General features: G+C 67.7%; 15 protein-coding genes. 10 read left to right on the forward strand and 5 right to left on the reverse strand.

What is annotated here, in order from left to right; genetic code table 11:
- The first annotated feature begins 72 nt into the window (after positions 1-72).
- A complete protein-coding gene (locus FHW58_RS02950) occupies positions 73-561 on the forward strand; it encodes a hypothetical protein (protein WP_179671570.1) in 489 nt (162 codons plus the stop codon).
- On the opposite strand, the gene FHW58_RS02955 is transcribed toward FHW58_RS02950, so the two are convergent.
- Positions 522-3,335, reverse strand: a complete 2,814-nt coding sequence (locus FHW58_RS02955; protein ID WP_179671571.1) for a winged helix-turn-helix domain-containing protein — start codon at positions 3,333-3,335, stop codon at positions 522-524. The genes FHW58_RS02950 and FHW58_RS02955 overlap by 40 nt on opposite strands.
- Before the next feature lie 168 nt (positions 3,336-3,503).
- Here FHW58_RS02955 and FHW58_RS02960 point away from each other — a divergent pair, with 168 nt between their 5' ends.
- From FHW58_RS02960 to FHW58_RS02975, 4 genes are all read left to right on the forward strand, one after another.
- Entirely contained in the window at positions 3,504-4,055 is a 552-nt protein-coding gene (locus FHW58_RS02960) for a hypothetical protein (protein ID WP_179671572.1), read from the forward strand.
- 22 nt (positions 4,056-4,077) lie between these two features.
- The gene (locus FHW58_RS02965; RefSeq protein WP_179671573.1) at positions 4,078-7,035 is read left to right on the forward strand and encodes a sensor histidine kinase; all 2,958 of its coding nucleotides are present in this window, start codon (positions 4,078-4,080) and stop codon (positions 7,033-7,035) included.
- Between the two features lie 232 nt (positions 7,036-7,267).
- Positions 7,268-8,206 (forward strand): alpha/beta hydrolase, encoded by a 939-nt coding sequence (locus tag FHW58_RS02970; protein ID WP_179671574.1) that lies wholly within the window; start codon positions 7,268-7,270, stop codon positions 8,204-8,206.
- Between the two features lie 280 nt (positions 8,207-8,486).
- The gene (locus FHW58_RS02975) at positions 8,487-11,447 is read left to right on the forward strand and encodes a TonB-dependent receptor (RefSeq protein ID WP_179671575.1); all 2,961 of its coding nucleotides are present in this window, start codon (positions 8,487-8,489) and stop codon (positions 11,445-11,447) included.
- Here the strand turns inward: FHW58_RS02975 and FHW58_RS02980 are convergent.
- Positions 11,435-12,199, reverse strand: coding sequence for an aspartate/glutamate racemase family protein (locus FHW58_RS02980; protein WP_179671576.1), 765 nt, complete (start codon positions 12,197-12,199; stop codon positions 11,435-11,437). The genes FHW58_RS02975 and FHW58_RS02980 overlap by 13 nt on opposite strands.
- 37 nt (positions 12,200-12,236) lie before the next feature.
- On the opposite strand from FHW58_RS02980, the gene FHW58_RS02985 reads away from it, so the two are divergent.
- Positions 12,237-13,010, forward strand: coding sequence for a helix-turn-helix domain-containing protein (locus FHW58_RS02985; protein ID WP_229265029.1), 774 nt, complete (start codon positions 12,237-12,239; stop codon positions 13,008-13,010).
- Here the strand turns inward: FHW58_RS02985 and FHW58_RS02990 are convergent.
- Complete coding sequence (locus FHW58_RS02990) at positions 13,005-13,910, reverse strand: LysR family transcriptional regulator (RefSeq protein WP_179671578.1); 906 nt, start codon at positions 13,908-13,910, stop codon at positions 13,005-13,007. The two genes, FHW58_RS02985 and FHW58_RS02990, sit on opposite strands and share 6 nt — an antisense overlap.
- Positions 13,911-14,008: 98 nt before the next feature.
- Here FHW58_RS02990 and FHW58_RS02995 point away from each other — a divergent pair, with 98 nt between their 5' ends.
- The gene (locus FHW58_RS02995) at positions 14,009-14,749 is read left to right on the forward strand and encodes an SDR family oxidoreductase (protein WP_179671579.1); all 741 of its coding nucleotides are present in this window, start codon (positions 14,009-14,011) and stop codon (positions 14,747-14,749) included.
- A 40-nt stretch (positions 14,750-14,789) separates the two neighbouring features.
- Complete coding sequence (locus FHW58_RS03000) at positions 14,790-15,005, forward strand: 4-oxalocrotonate tautomerase family protein (protein WP_179671580.1); 216 nt, start codon at positions 14,790-14,792, stop codon at positions 15,003-15,005.
- A gap of 70 nt (positions 15,006-15,075) precedes the next feature.
- Here the strand turns inward: FHW58_RS03000 and FHW58_RS03005 are convergent, their stop codons facing one another.
- Positions 15,076-15,330 carry a hypothetical protein gene (locus FHW58_RS03005; protein ID WP_179671581.1) on the reverse strand — a complete coding sequence of 85 codons (255 nt, stop codon included), beginning with the start codon at positions 15,328-15,330 and terminating at the stop codon, positions 15,076-15,078.
- 165 nt (positions 15,331-15,495) lie between these two features.
- Between FHW58_RS03005 and FHW58_RS03010 the strand changes: the two genes are divergently transcribed.
- Together FHW58_RS03010 and FHW58_RS03015 are read left to right on the forward strand one after the other, a co-directional pair.
- Complete coding sequence (locus FHW58_RS03010) at positions 15,496-15,927, forward strand: hypothetical protein (RefSeq protein ID WP_179671582.1); 432 nt, start codon at positions 15,496-15,498, stop codon at positions 15,925-15,927.
- Positions 15,924-16,856, forward strand: coding sequence for an alpha/beta fold hydrolase (locus FHW58_RS03015; RefSeq protein WP_179671583.1), 933 nt, complete (start codon positions 15,924-15,926; stop codon positions 16,854-16,856). The genes FHW58_RS03010 and FHW58_RS03015 overlap by 4 nt, the downstream gene beginning before the upstream one ends.
- On the opposite strand, the gene FHW58_RS03020 is transcribed toward FHW58_RS03015, so the two are convergent.
- On the reverse strand, positions 16,819-17,721 hold the full coding sequence (locus tag FHW58_RS03020) for a LysR family transcriptional regulator (protein WP_179671584.1): 903 nt from the start codon (positions 17,719-17,721) through the stop codon (positions 16,819-16,821). The genes FHW58_RS03015 and FHW58_RS03020 overlap by 38 nt on opposite strands.
- Positions 17,722-17,813 lie beyond the last annotated feature (92 nt).

A 17,813-nucleotide genomic window follows, 5' to 3' on the forward strand; every position in this document is an offset into this window, starting at 1 on the left:
CACGCCGGTCGGGCGCGGGGCCTACCATGGTTGCACAGTGTTCTCAACCGTCAACCATCAAAGGAGTGCAACATGTCCGGACTCACTACCCTCGGCCTCATCCACACGGTCATCAGCCTGGTGGCGGTCGGCGCCGGCGTCGTCGGCCTGGCGCGCGACAAGCGTATCGACCCCGGCAACCGCGCCGGCCAGACCTACGTCGTCATGACGATACTGACTTGCCTGACCGGCTTTGGTATTTTTCAACATGGCGGTTTTGGCAAGCCACACGCGCTGGGCGTACTGACCTTGCTGGTGCTGGCGGCGGCCTGGGCGCTGCGCTCCAGGGTGGTGGTGCAGACCGTGTTGCTGTCGCTGACCTTCTTCTTCCACATGATCCCGGCGTTCACCGAAACCCTGACCCGGCTGCCGGCCGGCGCACCGCTGCTGGCGGACGCCGAGGCGCCCGAGCTGAAAGCCATTACCGGCGTACTGTTCCTGCTGCTGGTGATCGGCGTGACGCTGCAGGTGCGCCATTTGAATCAGCACCGCAAGCCCGCCAGCAACGCCGCCGCGGCTTGAAGATCGCGGCTGTCATGGCCTTCGGTGAAACCCGCGTAGACCGCTTGCAGCATCGGCGCCGCCTCGGCCGCCCGGCCCTGGTCGCGCCACATTGCGGCCAGCGTGGTGGCGGCGCGCAGTTCCAGGCCGCGCGCGCCCTGGCTGCGCGCCAGCGTCAGCGCCTCGTGCAGCAGGGCCTCGGCGCTGGCGGCGTCCGGCTGCGGCGCCGCCAATGCCAGCACGGCCTGGTGGCGCAGGATCTCGGCGCGGCACCAGCCGGCGCTGCCGTCCGTGGCGCGTTGAACCGCGCGCCGCGTCAGCAGGGCGGGATGGGCGCTGGCCATGACCTCGGCCTGCAATGGCCCGCAGAACGGGCTTTGCTCCAGCGCCGCCAGCGATTCGCGCGCGCAGTCGTCGGGCGCATATTCCAGCAGCCAGGCGGCCTGGAAGATCCGGCCCCAGTACTGCCAGTTGGGCAGCATGGCGCGGGTCGACACATCCAGCAGCAGCGTGGTCCAGGTTTGCGCCTGCTGGCGCGCGCCGCTCCAGGTGGCGACCGAGCACGCCACGGTCAGCGCGAAGCACAGCGAAATACTGTGGCCCACCTCCTGGCCTTCGCGCACCGCGTCGCCGGTGATGCGCAGCGCCTGTTCCGGGTAGCCCTGCATCCACAGCACCAGCGACTGGATCGCCAGCGATGAAATGCGCTGGTCGAACTGGAAGCCATGGTTGCGCGCGCGCGCCGCGTGCGTCAGCGGGTGACGCGCGACCAGGTCGGCGTAGACGCGCGCCTCGTCCTGGCGGCCGAGATAATGCAGCGCCAGCGATTTCAACCGCGCGTGGATGACGCGCTCGGCTTCGCCGGCGTGGCGCTCGGCGGCGAAGCCGAATTGTTCCGCGTAGCCGAGCGCGGCGGCATAGTCGCCACGGAAGATCGCGTCGGTGAACGCACCCCACAAGCCGCGCAGGTAGCACGGCATGTCGCCCAGCTTGTCCGCCAGCCGCAGGGTGGTGGCAAACGCGGCCTGGCAGACGGCGTCGCCGCCATGGGTGTGCAGCAAGGTGTGGCCCAGCGCCAGGTGGAGCTGCATCTGCCAGCCTTCCTGTGCCGGCTCGGCCTGCGCCACGTGGCGCAGCGCGGTTTCCAGCCGGTCGCGGTATTCGCTCATCAGCGACAGCTGATACCACAGCGGCGCCGACACCATGGTCAGGCGCACCCCGATCAGGGCGTCGCCATCGGCGCCGAACGCCCAGTCAAGGCCGGCGCGCACGTGGTCGATGCTGCGGCCGTATTGCGCCAGCCAGTCGCGCGTCGCCCGGCTTTCCCAGTCGGCCTGGGCGTTGGCGAGCAGCCGGCAGCCATACTCGGCGTAGCGGCGGGCGAGGATGGCGGTGTGGCCGGCGGCGGCCAGCTTTTCGGCGGCGTAGGCGCGCGTGGTGTCCAGCAGCCGGTACAGCATCAGGTCCTGGTCCGCGTCCGTGCTCAGCAGCGACTTGGCGTGCAGGTTGGCAAAACCGTCCAGCGCGGCGCTCTTGCTGATGACGTCGCAGGTGACGACGTCGATCGCCGCCTCCAGCGTGAAGCTGCCGCGAAAGATGGCAAACCGTTGCAGCAGCTGCTGCTCGACGGCCGGCAGGCGGTCGAAGCTCCAGTCCAGCGTCGCCCGCAGCGTCTGGTGCCGGGGCAGGGCGGTGCGGCGGCCGCGCACCAGCGTGTTGAAGCAGTCGTCCAGCTGGGCCGACAGGCCGGCGATGCCGAAAAAATCCGCGCGGCCGGCCGCCAGTTCAATCGCCAGCGGTATGCCGTCCAGCCGGCGGCAGATGTGGACGATGTGGCGCAGGTTGTCGGCCGACAGGTCCAGCCCGTTCATGCTGGCCATCGCCCGCTCGGTGAACAGTTGCACCGCCGGCCAGGACAGCGCGTCCTCGCGCGTCACCTGCGGCGGCGGCACGGCCAGCGCTTCCAGCCGGTGCAGCCGCTCGCCGTCGGCGCGCAGCGGCTCGCGGCTGGTGGCCAGGATGTGCAGCGGCGGACTGTCCGTCAGCAATTGCTCCACCAGCGCGGCGACCTGGTCGATGACGTGCTCGCAGCTGTCGAAGATCAGCATGGCCTGCTTGTCGCGCAGGAAGGCGCGCAGCGCCGGCAGCGGATCGTCGCCCAGCACCGGCACCCCCAGCGCCACCGCCACGGTGCTGGCCACCAGCTTGCCGTCGCTGACCGGCGCCAGGTCGAGGAAGTAGCTGTGCTCGCCGAAGACCGGGGCCAGCGCCTCGGCCACCGCCAGCGCCATCGTGGTCTTGCCGATGCCGCCCGGGCCGACGATGGTGACGCAGCGGTGCTGCCCCACCAGCGCGGTCAGCTGGTCGCGCACCTGGTCGCGGCCGATCAGCCGGGTCTGCAGCAGCGGCAGGCGCACGATGTCCTTGTGCAGCACGGTCGTGCGGATATCGTGCGCGACGCGGGTGACCGGCGCCACGAAGCTGTAGCCGCGGCCGACCACGTTCTCGACATAGCGCATGCCGCTGTCGTCCGCGCACAGCACCTTGCGCAGCGTGCCGATGTGCACGCGCAGATTGTTTTCCTCGACCACCGTGCTGGGCCAGACCCGCGCGATCAGCTCTTCCTTGCTGACCACCTCGCCCGCGCGCTCGACCAGGGCCAGCAGCAAGTCGAAGGCGCGGCCGCTGAGCTGCACCGGTCTGCCGTCGTTGAGCAGCGTGCGGTTGGCCGGGGCCAGCCGGTAGGGGCCAAAGGCCAGTTCGGGTTCGACGGCGGCGCTGCCGGAAGTGGTCATGGTCGGGTTCCTGATGAGGTTCAGGTCATTGTTTCATGCGGATCAATAGTGAGGCAATTACCTGTTATGGTTAAGGCATCGATTTAACAACAATTTATACCGCTTTAGTCACGCTGCCAGATCCTTTGTTTCTACAATGAAGCATCTTATGAGGACAGACGCCGGCATATGGACGGGACTATCGCAGCGCGCTCGCAGGCTAACCCGGTGTTCATCCTGCCGGCGGCGCTGAACGCCTGCGCCGAGGATGCCGGCCGCGCGGTGGTCGAACGCCTGCTGCGCCTGCCGGCCAGTGGCGCGCCCGGTCCGGTGGTGGTCATCGACGGCGACGGCATGACCGACCTGCGCGAAAGCATTTCCGAACACATGCAGGGGCGCGGCACGCCAGTGCCGGGCGGCGCGCCGGACCTGGGGCTGCCGGCGCAGCACTACAACGTCATCGGCGAGGGGCGGGCGCCGGCGGCGCCGCTGTTCGTTGAAATCGACGATACCGGGGCGGCCGGCGTGCCGTTGCCGCAGCCGGTCGCGGGACGGCTCGGCATCCTCATACGTTGCCGAGATGCAAAAGAGATGCTGTCGGTGGCCGCGCGCTATGCGGGCGCGGCGGCCGCCTACGTGCAGGCGGCGGACGATGACGCCCCGCTGGCGGAATTGCTGCGCGCCTTGCTGGCGCCGGGCGGCGTGCGCCTGACGGTGTCGCCGCTGCCGCCGGCGCTCTGACCCTTCATCCACCGGGAGAACCATGCTGTCTTTGTTTGTGCGGCTGTGCTGGATGGCCATGATGTTGTGCCAGGCCGTGACGGCGGCCGCCGCCGCGCCGCCCATGTGGCATAGCGCGCTGCATCACCAGGGCTGGAGCCAGAAGGACGGCGCCCCGGCCGACGTCCTGTTCATGACCCAGGCGGCGGACGGCAGGATGCTGTTTGCCGCGCACGACGGCCTGTACCGCTTCGACGGCGTGGCCTTCGAGCGCATCGAACAGATCGACGGCAACCGGCTGCAATCGAGCAATTTGATGTCGATCTCCAGTTTCGACGGCGCGCTGTGGGTCACCTACCAGTTTGGCGGCATCAGCCGCTTCAAGGCGGGGCAGGCGCGCCATTACGGCGAGGCCGATGGCCTGCCGCCCAGCGCCGTGCACCACGTCGACCTGAGCCCCGGCGGCATCATGTGGGCGGCCACCTCGCGCGGCTTGTATTGGCTTGAAGGGCAGCGCTGGCGCCATGCCGGCGCCGAACACGGCTTGCCGGACGGCTTCGCCGGCGCCTTCAATTTCACCAGGGACGGCGGCATCATCACCTACATCGGCGACCATATGTACCGCAGCGCGGCCGGCGAGCCGCGCTTCCGGCTGGTGCTGACGATGGCCGGACTGGAAGGCGGCGACGACCGCCCGGACGGCAGCATCTGGCTGTACAGCCAGCGTTCCGGCATCACCGCCTACGACCCGGCCAGCGGCGCGCTGCGCAAGGTCACGCTGCCGGGCAAGCGGCGCATCTACAGTTACCGCAGCGACGAGCGCGGCGCGTTCTGGCTCAACACCGGCAACAGCATCGAGCTGCTGGACCGGGACATGCGCCCCTTGCGCTCCTTCAACCGGGCGCAGGGCTTTACTGACGACACCTATCTGAATATGTTCGACGACCGCGAGGGCAACCTGTGGTTCAGCACCCGGCGCGGCATCGACCGCCTGCGTGAAACCAAGCTGAGCACGGTGGCGCTGCCATCGACGTACGATTCGCCGCTGGTCAGCGCCGGCGCGGATGGCACGGTCTGGATTGGCGGCAGCTACGGCGCCGACAGTTTCGGCATCGCGGCCGACGGCACCCGGCTGCCCGGCGGCATCAAGGAAGTGGCGGCGGCGCTGCGCGCGCCCGACGGCGCCATGTGGTTCGGCACCGACAGCGCGCTGTGGCGCCAGGCCGGCAAGACGACGCAACAGTGGAAGCTGCCGGACGCGCTGACGGGGTTTCGCGTCCAGGCCATGGCGCTGGCGCCGGACGGCACGCTCTGGCTGTCGGTGCTCGGGCATGGCGTCCACACCTTCCGCGACGGCGTGTGGACGGCGCGCGGCGGCATCGACGCGCTGGGCAAGGAGACGCCGATCTGGGTGCACGCCGACGGGCGCGGGCGCATCTGGTTCGGCTACACCAACAGCCGCGTCGTCATGCTGTCACGCGGCCGGTTGACGCGCTATGGCGGCGCACAAGGGCTGGACATCGGCAACGTACTGGCGTTGTACAGCGGCGCGCAGCGACTGTGGGCGGGTGGCGAGAAGGGACTGGCTTATCTGGACGGCGGCCGCTTCGTGCCGTGGCTGCGGCCGGACGGCAGCGCGTTTCGCGGCGTGTCCGGCATCGTCGAGACGCCGGCCGGGGAGCTGTGGCTGCACCACGTGGATGGCATCAGCCGCATTGCGGCGCGCGACATCGGCGCCCAGGGCGCGGCGGCGGTGGAGGATTTCAACCATCTCGACGGCTTGCAAGGGCTGCCGTCGCAAATCTCGCCGCTGCCATCGCTGACCGGGGGCACCGATGGCCGCATCTGGTATGCCACCGGCGCCAGTGTCGGCTGGATCGATCCGGCGCACATCCTGCGCAACGTGCACGCGCCGCACGTCATGGTGCGCTCGCTGGCGACCGATACCGCCAGCTACGCGGCTGACACCGCGCCGGTGCTGCCGCAGGGGACCCGCGCGCTGCAGATCCGCTTCACCGCCAGCGCGCTGGCCATGCCCGAGCGGGTGCGGTTCCGTTACCGTCTGAGCGGCGTCGATCCCGGCTGGCGCGATCCGGGACAGAACCGCGTCGCCTACTACACCAACCTGGAGCCGGGCGACTACACCTTCGAGGTGAGCGCCGCCAACGAGGATGGCGTGTGGAGCGCCAGCGCCGAGCGTGTCCGCTTCAGCATCCAGCCGGCCTTCACGCAGACCATCGCCTTCAAGCTGCTGTGCGCGGCCGGCGTGGCCGGCCTGCTGGTGCTGCTGTTCCACTGGCGCATGCGCCAGCTCACCTTGCGCATGCAAGAGCGCCTGGAGGAGCGGCTGGACGAACGCGAGCGCATCGCCCGCGCGCTGCACGACACCTTCCTGCAAAGCCTTCAAGGCCTGATCTTGCGCGTGGACGGCATCCGCGACCGCGTGCGCGATGACGGGACGTCGCGCCAGATGGTCGATCAGATCCTGGACGACGCCGACCGGCTGGTGGACGAGGGCCGCAGCGAGGTGCTGGGCCTGCGCGGCGGCCCGGGCGCGCAGGACGGGCTGGCACCGGCGCTGGCCCGGGTCGGGCAATCGATGACGGCGCAATTCGGCGCGGCGTTCCAGGTGCACAACGATGGCACACCGCGCCTGCTGCGCGCCGACGTGCTGGACGAGCTGATATTTATCGGCCGCGAAGCCATCATGAACGCGTTCCGCCACGCACAGGCCGCGCACATCGGCGTCGACATCAGCTACGGCGACGACCAACTGGTGCTGACCGTGCGCGACGACGGCGTCGGCATGGCGGCCGACGCCGGCCAGACCGCGACCGCGCAGCGCCATTTCGGCCTGACCGGCATGCGCGAGCGCGCGCACCGTATCGATGGCGAATTCGCGCTGCACAGCACGGCCGGCGGCGGCACCACGGTGCGCGTCAGCGTGGCGGCGAAGTCGGCATACCAACTGGCGCCACGCCGCCGCTGGGGGTGGCGATAAGCGCAGGGTCTCGGCGCGATCACGGCCCTACGGACGCATGCGGGAATCGCCCAACCCGCACTGCGGAGAACTGGGGTCTGACCCCGTACGGGGTCAGACCCCGACCTTTTTGGGGTACGCCAACCCTCAATCCGGCAGCGCGAAGTCGTTACTCCCAATCGCCCAGTACACAAGCGGGCTGAAACAGGAGATCGTTGCTGGTATCGTTGCTCTTTTCATCTGGACTCTGCTTATGCGCGTGCTTGCCGTGGTCTTTTCGATGCTCCTCGCCGTCACCGGCCAGGCCCATGCCGCGCGCGATGCGGTCCGCAACTGTTTCGATCCGCAGGATCCGGACCTGATCCGGCTGTGGGACGGCCCGGCGCCAGGCGCCGCCGGCGACGATCCGTGCCTGGACATTCCCTACCTGCGCGTGTTCCACGCCGCGCATGGCGATCGCCCCGGGCCGGCGCTGTTGCTGCTGGCCGGCGGCGGCTACGACCATCTGTCCAACCAAAAAGAGCAGGCGCCGGTGGCGACCTATTTCGCGTCCGAACTGAACATCACCACCTTCGTTTTATCTTACCGGCTGGTCCAGGCCGACGGCACCTACCGCTACCCGGTGCCGATGTGGGACGGCCAGCGCGCGCTGAAGCTGATACGCCATCGCGCCCAGGCATGGCAAATCGATCCAGCGCGCATCGGCGTGTTTGGCTTTTCGGCGGGGGGGCATCTGGCCGCCACGCTGGCGCTCCATCCCGACATGGATTTCGGCCTGCCCGCGCGTGACGCCGTGGACGCCACCAGCGGCGCGGCCGATCTGCTGGGCCTGGGCTATCCGGTGATTTCCATGGATCCTGCCGCGTCCGGCAAGTCCAATACCCGCGCCAAGCTGTTGCATGGCTATCGCGGCGCGCAACTGCATCAGCTGGAACAGCGGCTGTCCGCGCAGGACAACGTCAGCGCCCGCACGCCGCCGGTGTTCCTGTTTGTCAGCATGGACGACCAGCGCATCGATCCGAATAACAGCGTGATGTTTGGCGATGCGCTAAACGCCGCCGGCGTGCCCAACGAAACGCACTTCTTTGCCCATGGCGCGCATGGGGCGGGGCTGGCCGATCAATTGCCGGAAGAGCGCGTGTGGCCGGAACAATTCAAGCGCTGGCTCACGCGCCAGCATTTCATTCCGTAGATCCAGGCGCGCTTCAGTTGTTAAAACACAACTTTGAACAGGCAGCCCGCGCGGCTGCCTGTTGTCTTGGGCGGCCGTGAAGCAAGGGCGTCAGCAGAGGACGATAGCCGCTGATACCGATTTCGGTATGAACCCATGCAAAAAAATTATTGGTTGCTTAGCAATGCAAGCGATACATTAAGTTTGTCCGAAAATGTTACCGCAAACATTTTCACGGCTCGCTAACATCGGAGCTAACAAGGACCACGATAGCGATATACAAAAAAATCAAGGAGACCTTATGCAAACCCCATTTCAGCGTCGTTTGATGTGCCTGGCCGTGGCCAGCGCCTGCAGTGCCCTGGCCGTGCCCGGCCTCGCCCAGCAGGCCGACACGCCGGCCGCCGACGCCCCGCAGGTGATCGTGACCGGCATCCGCGCCAGTATGCAGTCCACCCTGAATCTGAAACGCAACTCGGACGGCATCGTCGACGGCATCGTCGCCGAAGACATGGGCAAGTTCCCGGACACCAACCTGGCCGAGTCGCTGCAGCGCATCTCGGGCGTCTCGATCGACCGCAGCAATGGCGAGGGGCAGAAGGTCACCGTGCGCGGCCTGGGGCCGGACTTCAACCTGGTGCTGCTGAATGGCCGCCAGATGCCGACCACCGACCTGAGCGACCTGTCCGGCCGGTCGTTCGACTTTTCCAACCTGGCCTCGGAATCGATCTCGCAGCTGCAGGTGTACAAGACCGGCCGCGCCGACAGCCCGACCGGCGGCATCGGCGCCACCATCAACGTCATCACCGGCCGCCCGTTCGACAATCCGGGCATGCACTCCAGCGTCGGCATCAAGGCGGTCAAGGACACTTCCAACGACCACCTGCCGAATGACGTCAAGGGCAAGAGCGTGACGCCGGAAATCTCCGGCATCTACAGCAACACCAGCGCCGACGGCCGCTTTGGCGTGTCGCTGAGCGCCAGCTACCAGTCGCGCGACTCCGGCTTCAACCGCGCCGGCCTGTTCAACGGCTACCAGGGCCCGTACCTCGGCTCGGCCGTGATCGACGGCCAGACGCTGCCGCAGCCGGGCCAGCCGGGCGCGCAGAACATCACCAACCGTCCCGCGCCGGACGCGCTGTACTCGATTCCGCAGAATATGAACTACAACGTCGCGGCGGTGCAGCGGCAGCGCACCAACGGCCAGCTGACCTTCCAGTTCCGCCCGGTCAAGGAGCTGACCACGACGGTCGACTACACCTATTCGGAAAACAAGATCCAGACCAAGCGTAACGAGCTCAGCGTGTGGTTCGCGCAGACGCCGACCTCCACCAGCAGCTGGCCGAGCGGCCACGTGGTGTCGCCGCTGACCTACCAGGAAGTCTACCCGACGCCGCAGGACATCTCGGTGGTGGGCAGCGACTTCGCCACCAAGACCAAGAACCAGTCGCTCGGCTTCAACGCCCAGTGGAAGGCCAGCCCCGGCCTGAAGCTGGAGTTCGACGCCCACCACTCGACCGCCGAATCCGGCGCCGACAGCCCGTTCGGCAGCGAGAACGCGCTGTCCAACGCCAGCTTCAGCCGCGGCACCACCAAGGTCGACTTCACCCATGAACTGCCGATCCTGAGCATGCCGGCCGCCGACCTGGCCAAGGCGCCGATCCAGGCCGCCGGCTCGTGGTTCCACAACAGCTACGAGAAGTCCACCATCAAGCAGGCCCAGGTGAAGGGCTCGCTGCAGATGATGGAAGCGTCCAACCTCAACTTTGGCGTCGGCTATACCGACACCACCAACCGCTCGACCTACTCGAACGTGCAGAACAACACCTGGGGCGGCGCCACCAAGGCCTCGGACTATCCGGCCAGCCTGTTCCAAGCCAACTCGCTGCCGTCGTTCTTCAACAAGCTGGGCGGCGCCAATTCGCCGGACCTGTTCGCCACGCTCTATACCTTCAACTTCGCCCAGGTGCGCCAGGTGACCGCCAACGCGGTCGGCAACCAGGCCGCCTACCTGCCGAACTTCGCCAGCGCCGACACCGACCGCACGCTGACCGAGAAAACCACCTCGGCCTACGTCGGCTTTGACACCGACTGGGACACCAAGATTCCGTTCCACTCGTCGTTCGGCGTGCGCGTCGAGCGCACCAAGGTCGACTCGGTCGCGCAGGTGCTGCCGGCGTCGGCGGTGGTGTGGGTGGCGCAGAACGAGCTGCCGCTGACCTTCGGCGGCCAGGCCTTCAGCAACAAGGACGCGTCCTACACCAATGTGCTGCCGGCCATCAATCTGGACGCCGACCTGCGCAGCGACATGAAGCTGCGCGCCAGCGCCGGCATCACCATCGGCCGCGCCCGCTACGACCAGTTGCAGGGCGGCCTGACGCTGGGCACCATCGCCAACGTCTTCACCGGCGGCAGCGCCTCGGTCGGCAACCCGGCGCTGAAGCCGGTCAAGTCGAAGAACCTGGACCTGTCGTGGGAATGGTATTACGACAAGCAGAGCCTGGTGTCGCTGGCTTACTTCCGCAAGCAGCTGGACAACTACGCCGGCCAGACGCTGATCTCGCAGACGCTGTATGACCTGCACACGCCGATCGGCGGCGCCTACTACAAGGCGGCGCTGGCCAGCGGTTGCGGCGCGGCCGACACCAACTGCATCCGCAACTACATCCTCGGCAACTTCGACGGCCAGCCGGGCGTCAAGAAGACCGGCGTCAAGGGCGACGGCATGCTGGACGGCACCATCACCGGCCTGCCGACCGATCCGCTGCTGAACTTCCAGACCACCACCTACGCCAACCAGAAGTCGGCCAACGTCAGCGGCGCCGAGGTCAACGTGCAGCACATGTTCGGCCAGAGCGGCTTTGGCATCCAGGCCAACTACACCTACGTGCACTCGCCGCTGAAGTACAACAACGCCGACGTGAACGACCAGTTCGCGATTCTCGGTCTGAGCAATTCGGCCAACGTGGTGGGCATCTTCGAGAACAAGGACTGGTCGGTGCGCCTGGCCTACAACTGGCGCGACGAGTTTCTGGCCGCGACGGTGGACGGCAATGGCCGCGCGGCACCGGTGTACACCGACGCCTACGGCCAGTTCGACCTCAGCATCGGCTACAACTACAACAAGAACCTGAGCTTCCAGCTGGAGGCGATCAACCTCAACGATGCGACCCAACGCCAGCACGGCCGCACGATGGCGTCGACGCTGAATGTGACGCAAGCCGGACCGCGTTACATGATCGGCGCGCGTTACAAGTTCTGACGCGCCGCCGCCGGCCAGGCTGAGTCTTCCCGCAGCGAAAAATCCACCGCGGCCTGCGCATGCAGTGCCGTGGTGTCCAGCACCGGCAGCGGGCTGTCGGCCTGGCCGATCAACAGGCCGATTTCGGTGCATCCCAACAGCACCGCCTCGGCCCCGCGCGCGGCCAGCTCGCCGATGATGCGCTGGTAGACCTGGCGCGAGCCGTCGCGGATCACGCCGGCGCATAACTCCTCGTAAATAATGCGATGCACGTCGGCGCGCCCGGCCTCGTCCGGCACCAGCACGCGCAGGCCGTAGTGGCGCTCCAGCCGTTCGCGCAGGAATGGCTGCTCCATCGTGAAGCGCGTGCCCAGCAGCCCCAGCACTGTCGCTTGCCGGCGCCGCGCCGCCGCGCCGACCGGATCGGCGATGTGCAGGAACGGAAGCGGCGCCGCCGCCGCGATCCGGTCGGCCAGCTTGTGCATGGTGTTGGTGCATAACACGATGCAGTCGGCGCCGCCCCGGTACAGCCGCCTGGCGGCGTCTTCCAGCATGACGGCGGCGTCGTCCCAGCGGCCATCGTGCTGCGCCTGCTGGATGGGGCCAAAGTCCACGCTGTGCAGCAACAGCCTGGCCGAGCGCAGCGGGCCGAGCCGGCGCCGGATCTCCTGGTTGATCAGGCGGTAGTATTCGGCGCTGGACTCCCAGCTCATGCCGCCGATAAGACCGATGACGCGGGGCTGGTCAGGCCCTTGGTGTGTTAAGGTATCCATGCCAGCAGTATCCACGCACCACGGGCCGGGGTCTATCATGAAATTTCAATCGTCGGCGTTTCCCGCAATGCAGGCAGAGCTGCTGCCGCGCCGCGCCTACAGCGCCCGCGACCCGGTGCTGACCCATACGCTGGGCGTGGCGCTGGAGCGGCAGCGCGGCGTGCACGCCATCGGCAGCGACCGCCGCACCGACTTCGACACCTGGCCCGGCACGCTCGCCTACACGCCGCCGGGCGTGGAGGTGTTTTCCGAGTCGCCCGGCGGCGGTGAATACCTGGTGGTGCGCTGGACGCCGGCGGCGGACGTGGTGCTCGGCGTGGCGCCGGACCGGCGCCACCAGTGGAGCGGGCACGGTCAGGCGCTGCGCGCCGCCATCGCGCTGCGGCGCCTGCTGCTGACCGAGGCGCCCGATGCGCTGGCGATCGAGCAGGCGATGCTGGCGCTGGTCGGCCTTGATGCGCGCGCGCCGGTGGCGCCGGCCCAGTCCACGCGCGTGGTCTACCAGCGCGTGCTGGAGCGGATAGCGTCCGGCTTCGATCAGCCGCTGGCCATCGCCCAGCTGGCGGCGGAGGAGGGCAGGACGCCGCTGGCCTTCCTGCGCGAATTCACCCGGGCGGTGGGAATGACGCCGCATGCGTTCATCGTCGAAACGCGGGTGCAGGCGGCGCGCGCGATGATGGCCGACGCCGGCCTGCCGCTGTCCCATATCGCCGCCGCCTGCGGATTTACCCACCAGTCGCACATGGGCGTGGCCTTCCGCAAAGTGCTCGGGCAGACGCCTGGCGCCTACCGCGCGCGGCGCTGCTTATAGCGGCCCGAAGCGGCTGCCGTACAAGGCCACCAGCCAGTCCACAAACACCCGCACGCGCGGCGACAAATGCCGCCGGTACGGGTACAGCGCCGACACCGTCATCTCGGGACTCCGCCATTCCGGCAGCAGCGCCACCAGCCGGCCATCGGCCAGTGCCTGCTCCACGTGAAAGCGCGGCACCTGCACGATGCCGGCCCCGCGCAGCGCGCACAGCACATTGTTCTCGGCATCGTTGACGCTGATCCAGCCCGGCAGCATGAAATCCTTGGGCGCGCCGTCGACGATCAGCGTCAGCGGATAGTCGATGCCGCCGCCGCTGGCGAAAAACTTCACCATTTGATGGCCGGCCAGATCGTCCGGATGCCGCGGCGTGCCGCAGCGCGCCAGATAGTCCGGGCTGGCGCACATCACCTGCGGCATCGACGCCAGCGGCCGCGCCACCAGGTTGGAATCGCGCAGCGCGCCGGCGCGGATCACGCAATCGACCCCTTCGCGCACCAGGTCAACCAGCCGGTCGCCGCTGCTCAGCACCAGTTCGATGTTCGGATAACGGCGGCGGAAATCGTCGATCGCCGGCAGCACGATGTGCTGCGCGTGGGTGCCGCTCATATCGACCCGCAAGGTGCCGCGCGGATTGGACGCCACGTGGCGGAACGAGGCCTCGGCATCGTCCAGCTCACTGAGCACGTGGACGCAGCGGTCGTAATACGCCTGCCCGTCGTGTGTGGCGCGTACCTGGCGCGTGGTGCGGTCCAGCAGGCGCACGCCAAGCCGCGCCTCCAGGTCCTTGATGGCGTTGGTGGCGGTGGGGCGCGGGATGTCCAGCATCTCCGCCGCCCGGCTGAAGCTGCCCGTTTCCACGATGCGCGTGAACAGCACCAGGGTGTCAAGCCGGTCCATTGTTATTCCTGGTGAAATTAAGATGTGCTGATTTTCGCATTTATTTGGCTTCGCGTAACAACAATAATGAACACATCGCACAACGCAGGAGCAAAACCATGCAAACCTCAGCACACAAAGTGGCCATCGTCACAGGTGCCTCGCGCGGCATCGGCCAGACCATCGCCCGCCGCCTTGCCAGCGACGGCTACGCGGTCGTCGTCAACTACGCCGGCAACGCCGAGGCGGCCGCCGCCGTGGTGGCGGCAATTCAAGCCGACGGCGGCGCGGCGGTGGCGGTCAAGGCCGATGTCAGCCAGCCCGACGCGGTGCGCGGCCTGTTCGCCAGCGCCCGCCAAGCCTTCGGCCGGGTCGACGTGGTGGTGGCCAACGGCGGCATCATGAAGAATGCGCTGATCGGCGACATGCCGCTGGCCGACTTCGACCAGATCGTCAACGTCAACCTGCGCGGCGCCTTCCTGTTGATGGCGGAGGCGTCACGGCACCTGGGGCGCGGCGGGCGCTTCATCGCGCTGTCCACCAGCGTCATCGCCAAGAATGTGCCCAGCTACGGCGCCTATATCGCCTCCAAGGCCGGCGTGGAAGGGCTGGTCAAGGTCTTCGCCAACGAGCTGCGCGGGCGCAACATCACGGTCAACGCCGTCGCCCCGGGCCCGGTGGCCACCGAGCTGTTCTTCGAAGGCAAGAGCGACGAGCAGGTGGCGCACATCATCATGCAGTCGCCGCTGGAGCGCATCGGCCAGCCCAAGGATATCGCCGACGCGGTGTCCTTCCTGGCCAGTGAGCAGGGCGGCTGGATCAACGGACAAGTCATCCGTTCCAACGGTGGTTTCGCCTGACACCACCATCATTCACCAACGGCATTTAAAGGAGAAAACCATGCCATTCGCAAACTTCAAATTCCCGGAAGGGATCATCGATGCGGCCCGCAAGGAAGAAATCATCCACCGCGTGACCGATATGTTCGTCGAGTACTACGGCGAGGGTGTCCGCCAGTACACCATGGTGCTGGTCGAGGAAGTGGCCGACGGCGGCTGGGGCCGCGCCGACGAGACGCTAACCCTGGCCAAGATGGGCAAGCCACCGAAGTCCTGAGCCGCGCGCCCGCCGGTCAGCCCAGGCTGGCCATGCCTGAGGCTGCTCCGCTGATTGTCGGCGGGCCGCCTCAGGCGGTGGTGTTGATGCGGTGGCCGGTGACGGACTGCTGCGGCTGCTCCTGTTCGGCGCGGCGCGCTTTCAGCAGTTCGGCGAACGTGGTGGGCAGACTCACGCCCGGATTGGGCAGCGGCTGGTCGGTATCGAGCGAGGCGTAGTAGGCGGCGTTGGGGCTGGCGGCCCAGCCGCCGGCGGCGGATTTGCCTTGGGCTTGCATGTCACGGATCCAGGCGGTGCCGGATTTGCTGATGGTCAGATGGCTCATTGCGGTGTTCCTTTCCAGTGGGTCGAAAGACAGGGCGTTGCCCGGTCAATATACGCAGTTGCCGCCCCCGGTTCGATGTTGAATTCGACAATACTGTATTGCGCGCGCAAGCTCGTGCCGGTGGCCGCCGCTTTCTACAATGGCTGGACTTTTCAAGGACCATCCATGCACAAATTGATACAACTCCGTGAAGCCGGCGCCAGCGCCGAAGAAATCGGCGCCATTCTGGCGCCGGAAGTCGTATTTAAAAGCCCCATCCTGTCGCGCAGCGTGACCGGGCGCGAGGCGGTGGCGCGCACCATGGTGGGCGCGATCGCCGTGCGCGAGGGCAGTTACATCAGCGAGATGAGCGACGGTCAGGTGACCTTGCTGGTGTGGCGCGGCACGGTTGACGGCCAGCCGCTCGACAGCTTCGAGATGCTCTTGCACGATGACGACGGCCTGGTGGTCGAGCGCAGCGTCGCCATGCGGCCGTTTGCGTCGGTGCTGGCGTTTCGCCAGGCGTTCTACGAGCGCATGAAGGACGTGCTCGATCCCAGCTATTTCGTGCTGCCGGGCTTGTCGGACGCCTCGGCGCTGGCGCGGGGAACGCGATGAGCCGGCGCGCGCTGACGTTGTGCTGCGCGCTGCTGGCGCTGGACGCCCCGGCGCAGACGGTGTCGTACCACACCAGCGCCGATGGCGTGTTCTACCGTGAAGCCGGCGACCCGGCCTTGCCGCCGATGGTGCTGCTGCACGGCTTTCCATCGTCATCGCACATGTTCCGCGAGCTGATGCCGGCGCTGGCCGGGCGCTTCCACGTGCTGGCGCCGGATTATCCGGGCATGGGCCACAGCGCGGCGCCGCCGGAAGCGCGCGGCCCGGCCACGTTCGACGGCCTGGCCGACACCATCGAGCGTTTTGTCGCGCAGACCAGCCGGGGCAAAGTCATTCTGTACATGCAGGATTTCGGCGGGCCGGTGGGCATGCGCCTGGCCGTCCGCCATCCGGACTGGATTGCCGGATTGATTTTCCAGAACACGCCGATCTCGCTCGATGGCTGGGCGCCGGAGCGGCTGGCCGCCGTCCAGGCCGGCGCGATGGCGGCGGCGGGCGCCAGGCGCGCGGCGGCCGCGCAGCGCGTCACGCTGGCCACCGCGCAGTTTCTGTACCGGCAGGGCGCGCGCCATCCCGCGCAGCTTAACCCGGACGCCTGGGTCAACGACGCCTATGCGCTATCCATCGATGCGGACCGCCGCGTGATGACCGACCTGCAAGTCGACATTCCCAACAACCTGCCGCTATACGCCGGGTGGCAAGCCTACCTGAAGGCAGCGCAGCCGCCAGCGCTGGTGGTGTGGGGTGATGGCGACCCGCTGTTTGCCCCGGCCGGCGCGGACGCGGTGCGGCGCTGGCTGCCGGCCGCCGAGGTGGTCCACTATGCCACCGGTCATTTCGCGCTGGAAGAAGAGGGCGCCGATATCGCCCGCCGCATTCTGGCGCGCTTTGTCAATCCGCCCGCGATAACGACGGATACAGTGCCGTGAACCAGTCGATAAACACGCGCAGGCGCGGCGGCATGTGGCGGTTGGGACGGAACACGATCGATACCGGCCGCGGCGGCGCGGCGTGGTCGTGCAGGATCTGGCGCAGCAGACCGCCGCGCACCGCCGGCCGCAAGGTGTATTCGGAAGCGCTGACGATGCCCAGCCCCGCCACGCCGCAGGCGAGATAGGCATCGGCGTCGTCGACATACACGGCGTGGGCCATCGGCACCTGACGCACTTGTTCGTTGACGGTGAATTCCCATGGCCGGCTGCGTCCGCCATGGTCCCAGACATAACCGATGCCGACATGCCGCGCCAGGTCGGCCACCGTGCGGGGCTCGCCGTGCCGCCGCAAGTACGCCGGCGAGGCGCAGGTGATGCGCGCCACCATGCCGATCTGCTTGGCCACCAGCCCGGGATCGGGCGCGGCGCCGACGCGGATGGCGCAGTCGACGCCGGCCTCGATCAGGTTCACACGGCGGTCGGACATCGCCAGTTCCACATCGATGTGCGGATAGCGCGCCAGAAACGCCGGCAGCGCCGGAATCAGCACGCCCTTGGCCATCGAGGCGGGCAGGCTGACCTTGAGCCGGCCGCCGGGGCCGTGGCCGGCGCCGGCTGCCGCCTCCATGTCGTCGATCTCGTTCAGCACGCGCGCACAGCGCTCGTAATAGGCGCGGCCCTCGTCGGTCAACGTGACGTTGCGCGTACTGCGGTTGAGCAGCCGCACTTTCAGGTGCGCCTCCAGCGCCTGCACCATGCGCGACACCGAGGCCGCCGGCAAATCCAGCGCCTCGGCGGCGCGCACGAAGCTGGCCGCGTCGGCCACGCGGACAAACACCCGCATCGTTGCCAGGCGATCCATCAGCGCACCTCCGACGCGCGGTGGCGGCGCCATAAACCGGTTGACTTTGAAAAAATATAGATTACAATCATCATTAATAAATGCGCGGCCTC

This window comes from Duganella sp. 1224, from assembly GCF_013408245.1.
In the GTDB taxonomy this organism is placed as follows: Bacteria; Pseudomonadota; Gammaproteobacteria; order Burkholderiales; family Burkholderiaceae_D; genus Rugamonas.

Coding starts and splice junctions, on each gene's coding strand:
- FHW58_RS02950 (WP_179671570.1), top strand. CDS start 73: ATGTCCGGACTCACTACCCTCGGCCTCATCCACACGGTCATCAGCCTG.
- FHW58_RS03000 (WP_179671580.1), top strand. CDS start 14,790: ATGCCATTCGCAAACTTCAAATTCCCGGAAGGGATCATCGATGCGGCC.
- FHW58_RS02985 (WP_229265029.1), top strand. CDS start 12,237: ATGAAATTTCAATCGTCGGCGTTTCCCGCAATGCAGGCAGAGCTGCTG.
- FHW58_RS02995 (WP_179671579.1), top strand. CDS start 14,009: ATGCAAACCTCAGCACACAAAGTGGCCATCGTCACAGGTGCCTCGCGC.
- FHW58_RS02970 (WP_179671574.1), top strand. CDS start 7,268: ATGCGCGTGCTTGCCGTGGTCTTTTCGATGCTCCTCGCCGTCACCGGC.
- FHW58_RS03020 (WP_179671584.1), bottom strand. CDS start 17,721: ATGGATCGCCTGGCAACGATGCGGGTGTTTGTCCGCGTGGCCGACGCG.
- FHW58_RS03005 (WP_179671581.1), bottom strand. CDS start 15,330: ATGAGCCATCTGACCATCAGCAAATCCGGCACCGCCTGGATCCGTGAC.
- FHW58_RS02965 (WP_179671573.1), top strand. CDS start 4,078: ATGCTGTCTTTGTTTGTGCGGCTGTGCTGGATGGCCATGATGTTGTGC.
- FHW58_RS03010 (WP_179671582.1), top strand. CDS start 15,496: ATGCACAAATTGATACAACTCCGTGAAGCCGGCGCCAGCGCCGAAGAA.
- FHW58_RS03015 (WP_179671583.1), top strand. CDS start 15,924: ATGAGCCGGCGCGCGCTGACGTTGTGCTGCGCGCTGCTGGCGCTGGAC.
- FHW58_RS02975 (WP_179671575.1), top strand. CDS start 8,487: ATGCAAACCCCATTTCAGCGTCGTTTGATGTGCCTGGCCGTGGCCAGC.
- FHW58_RS02960 (WP_179671572.1), top strand. CDS start 3,504: ATGGACGGGACTATCGCAGCGCGCTCGCAGGCTAACCCGGTGTTCATC.
- FHW58_RS02990 (WP_179671578.1), bottom strand. CDS start 13,910: ATGGACCGGCTTGACACCCTGGTGCTGTTCACGCGCATCGTGGAAACG.
- FHW58_RS02980 (WP_179671576.1), bottom strand. CDS start 12,199: ATGGATACCTTAACACACCAAGGGCCTGACCAGCCCCGCGTCATCGGT.
- FHW58_RS02955 (WP_179671571.1), bottom strand. CDS start 3,335: ATGACCACTTCCGGCAGCGCCGCCGTCGAACCCGAACTGGCCTTTGGC.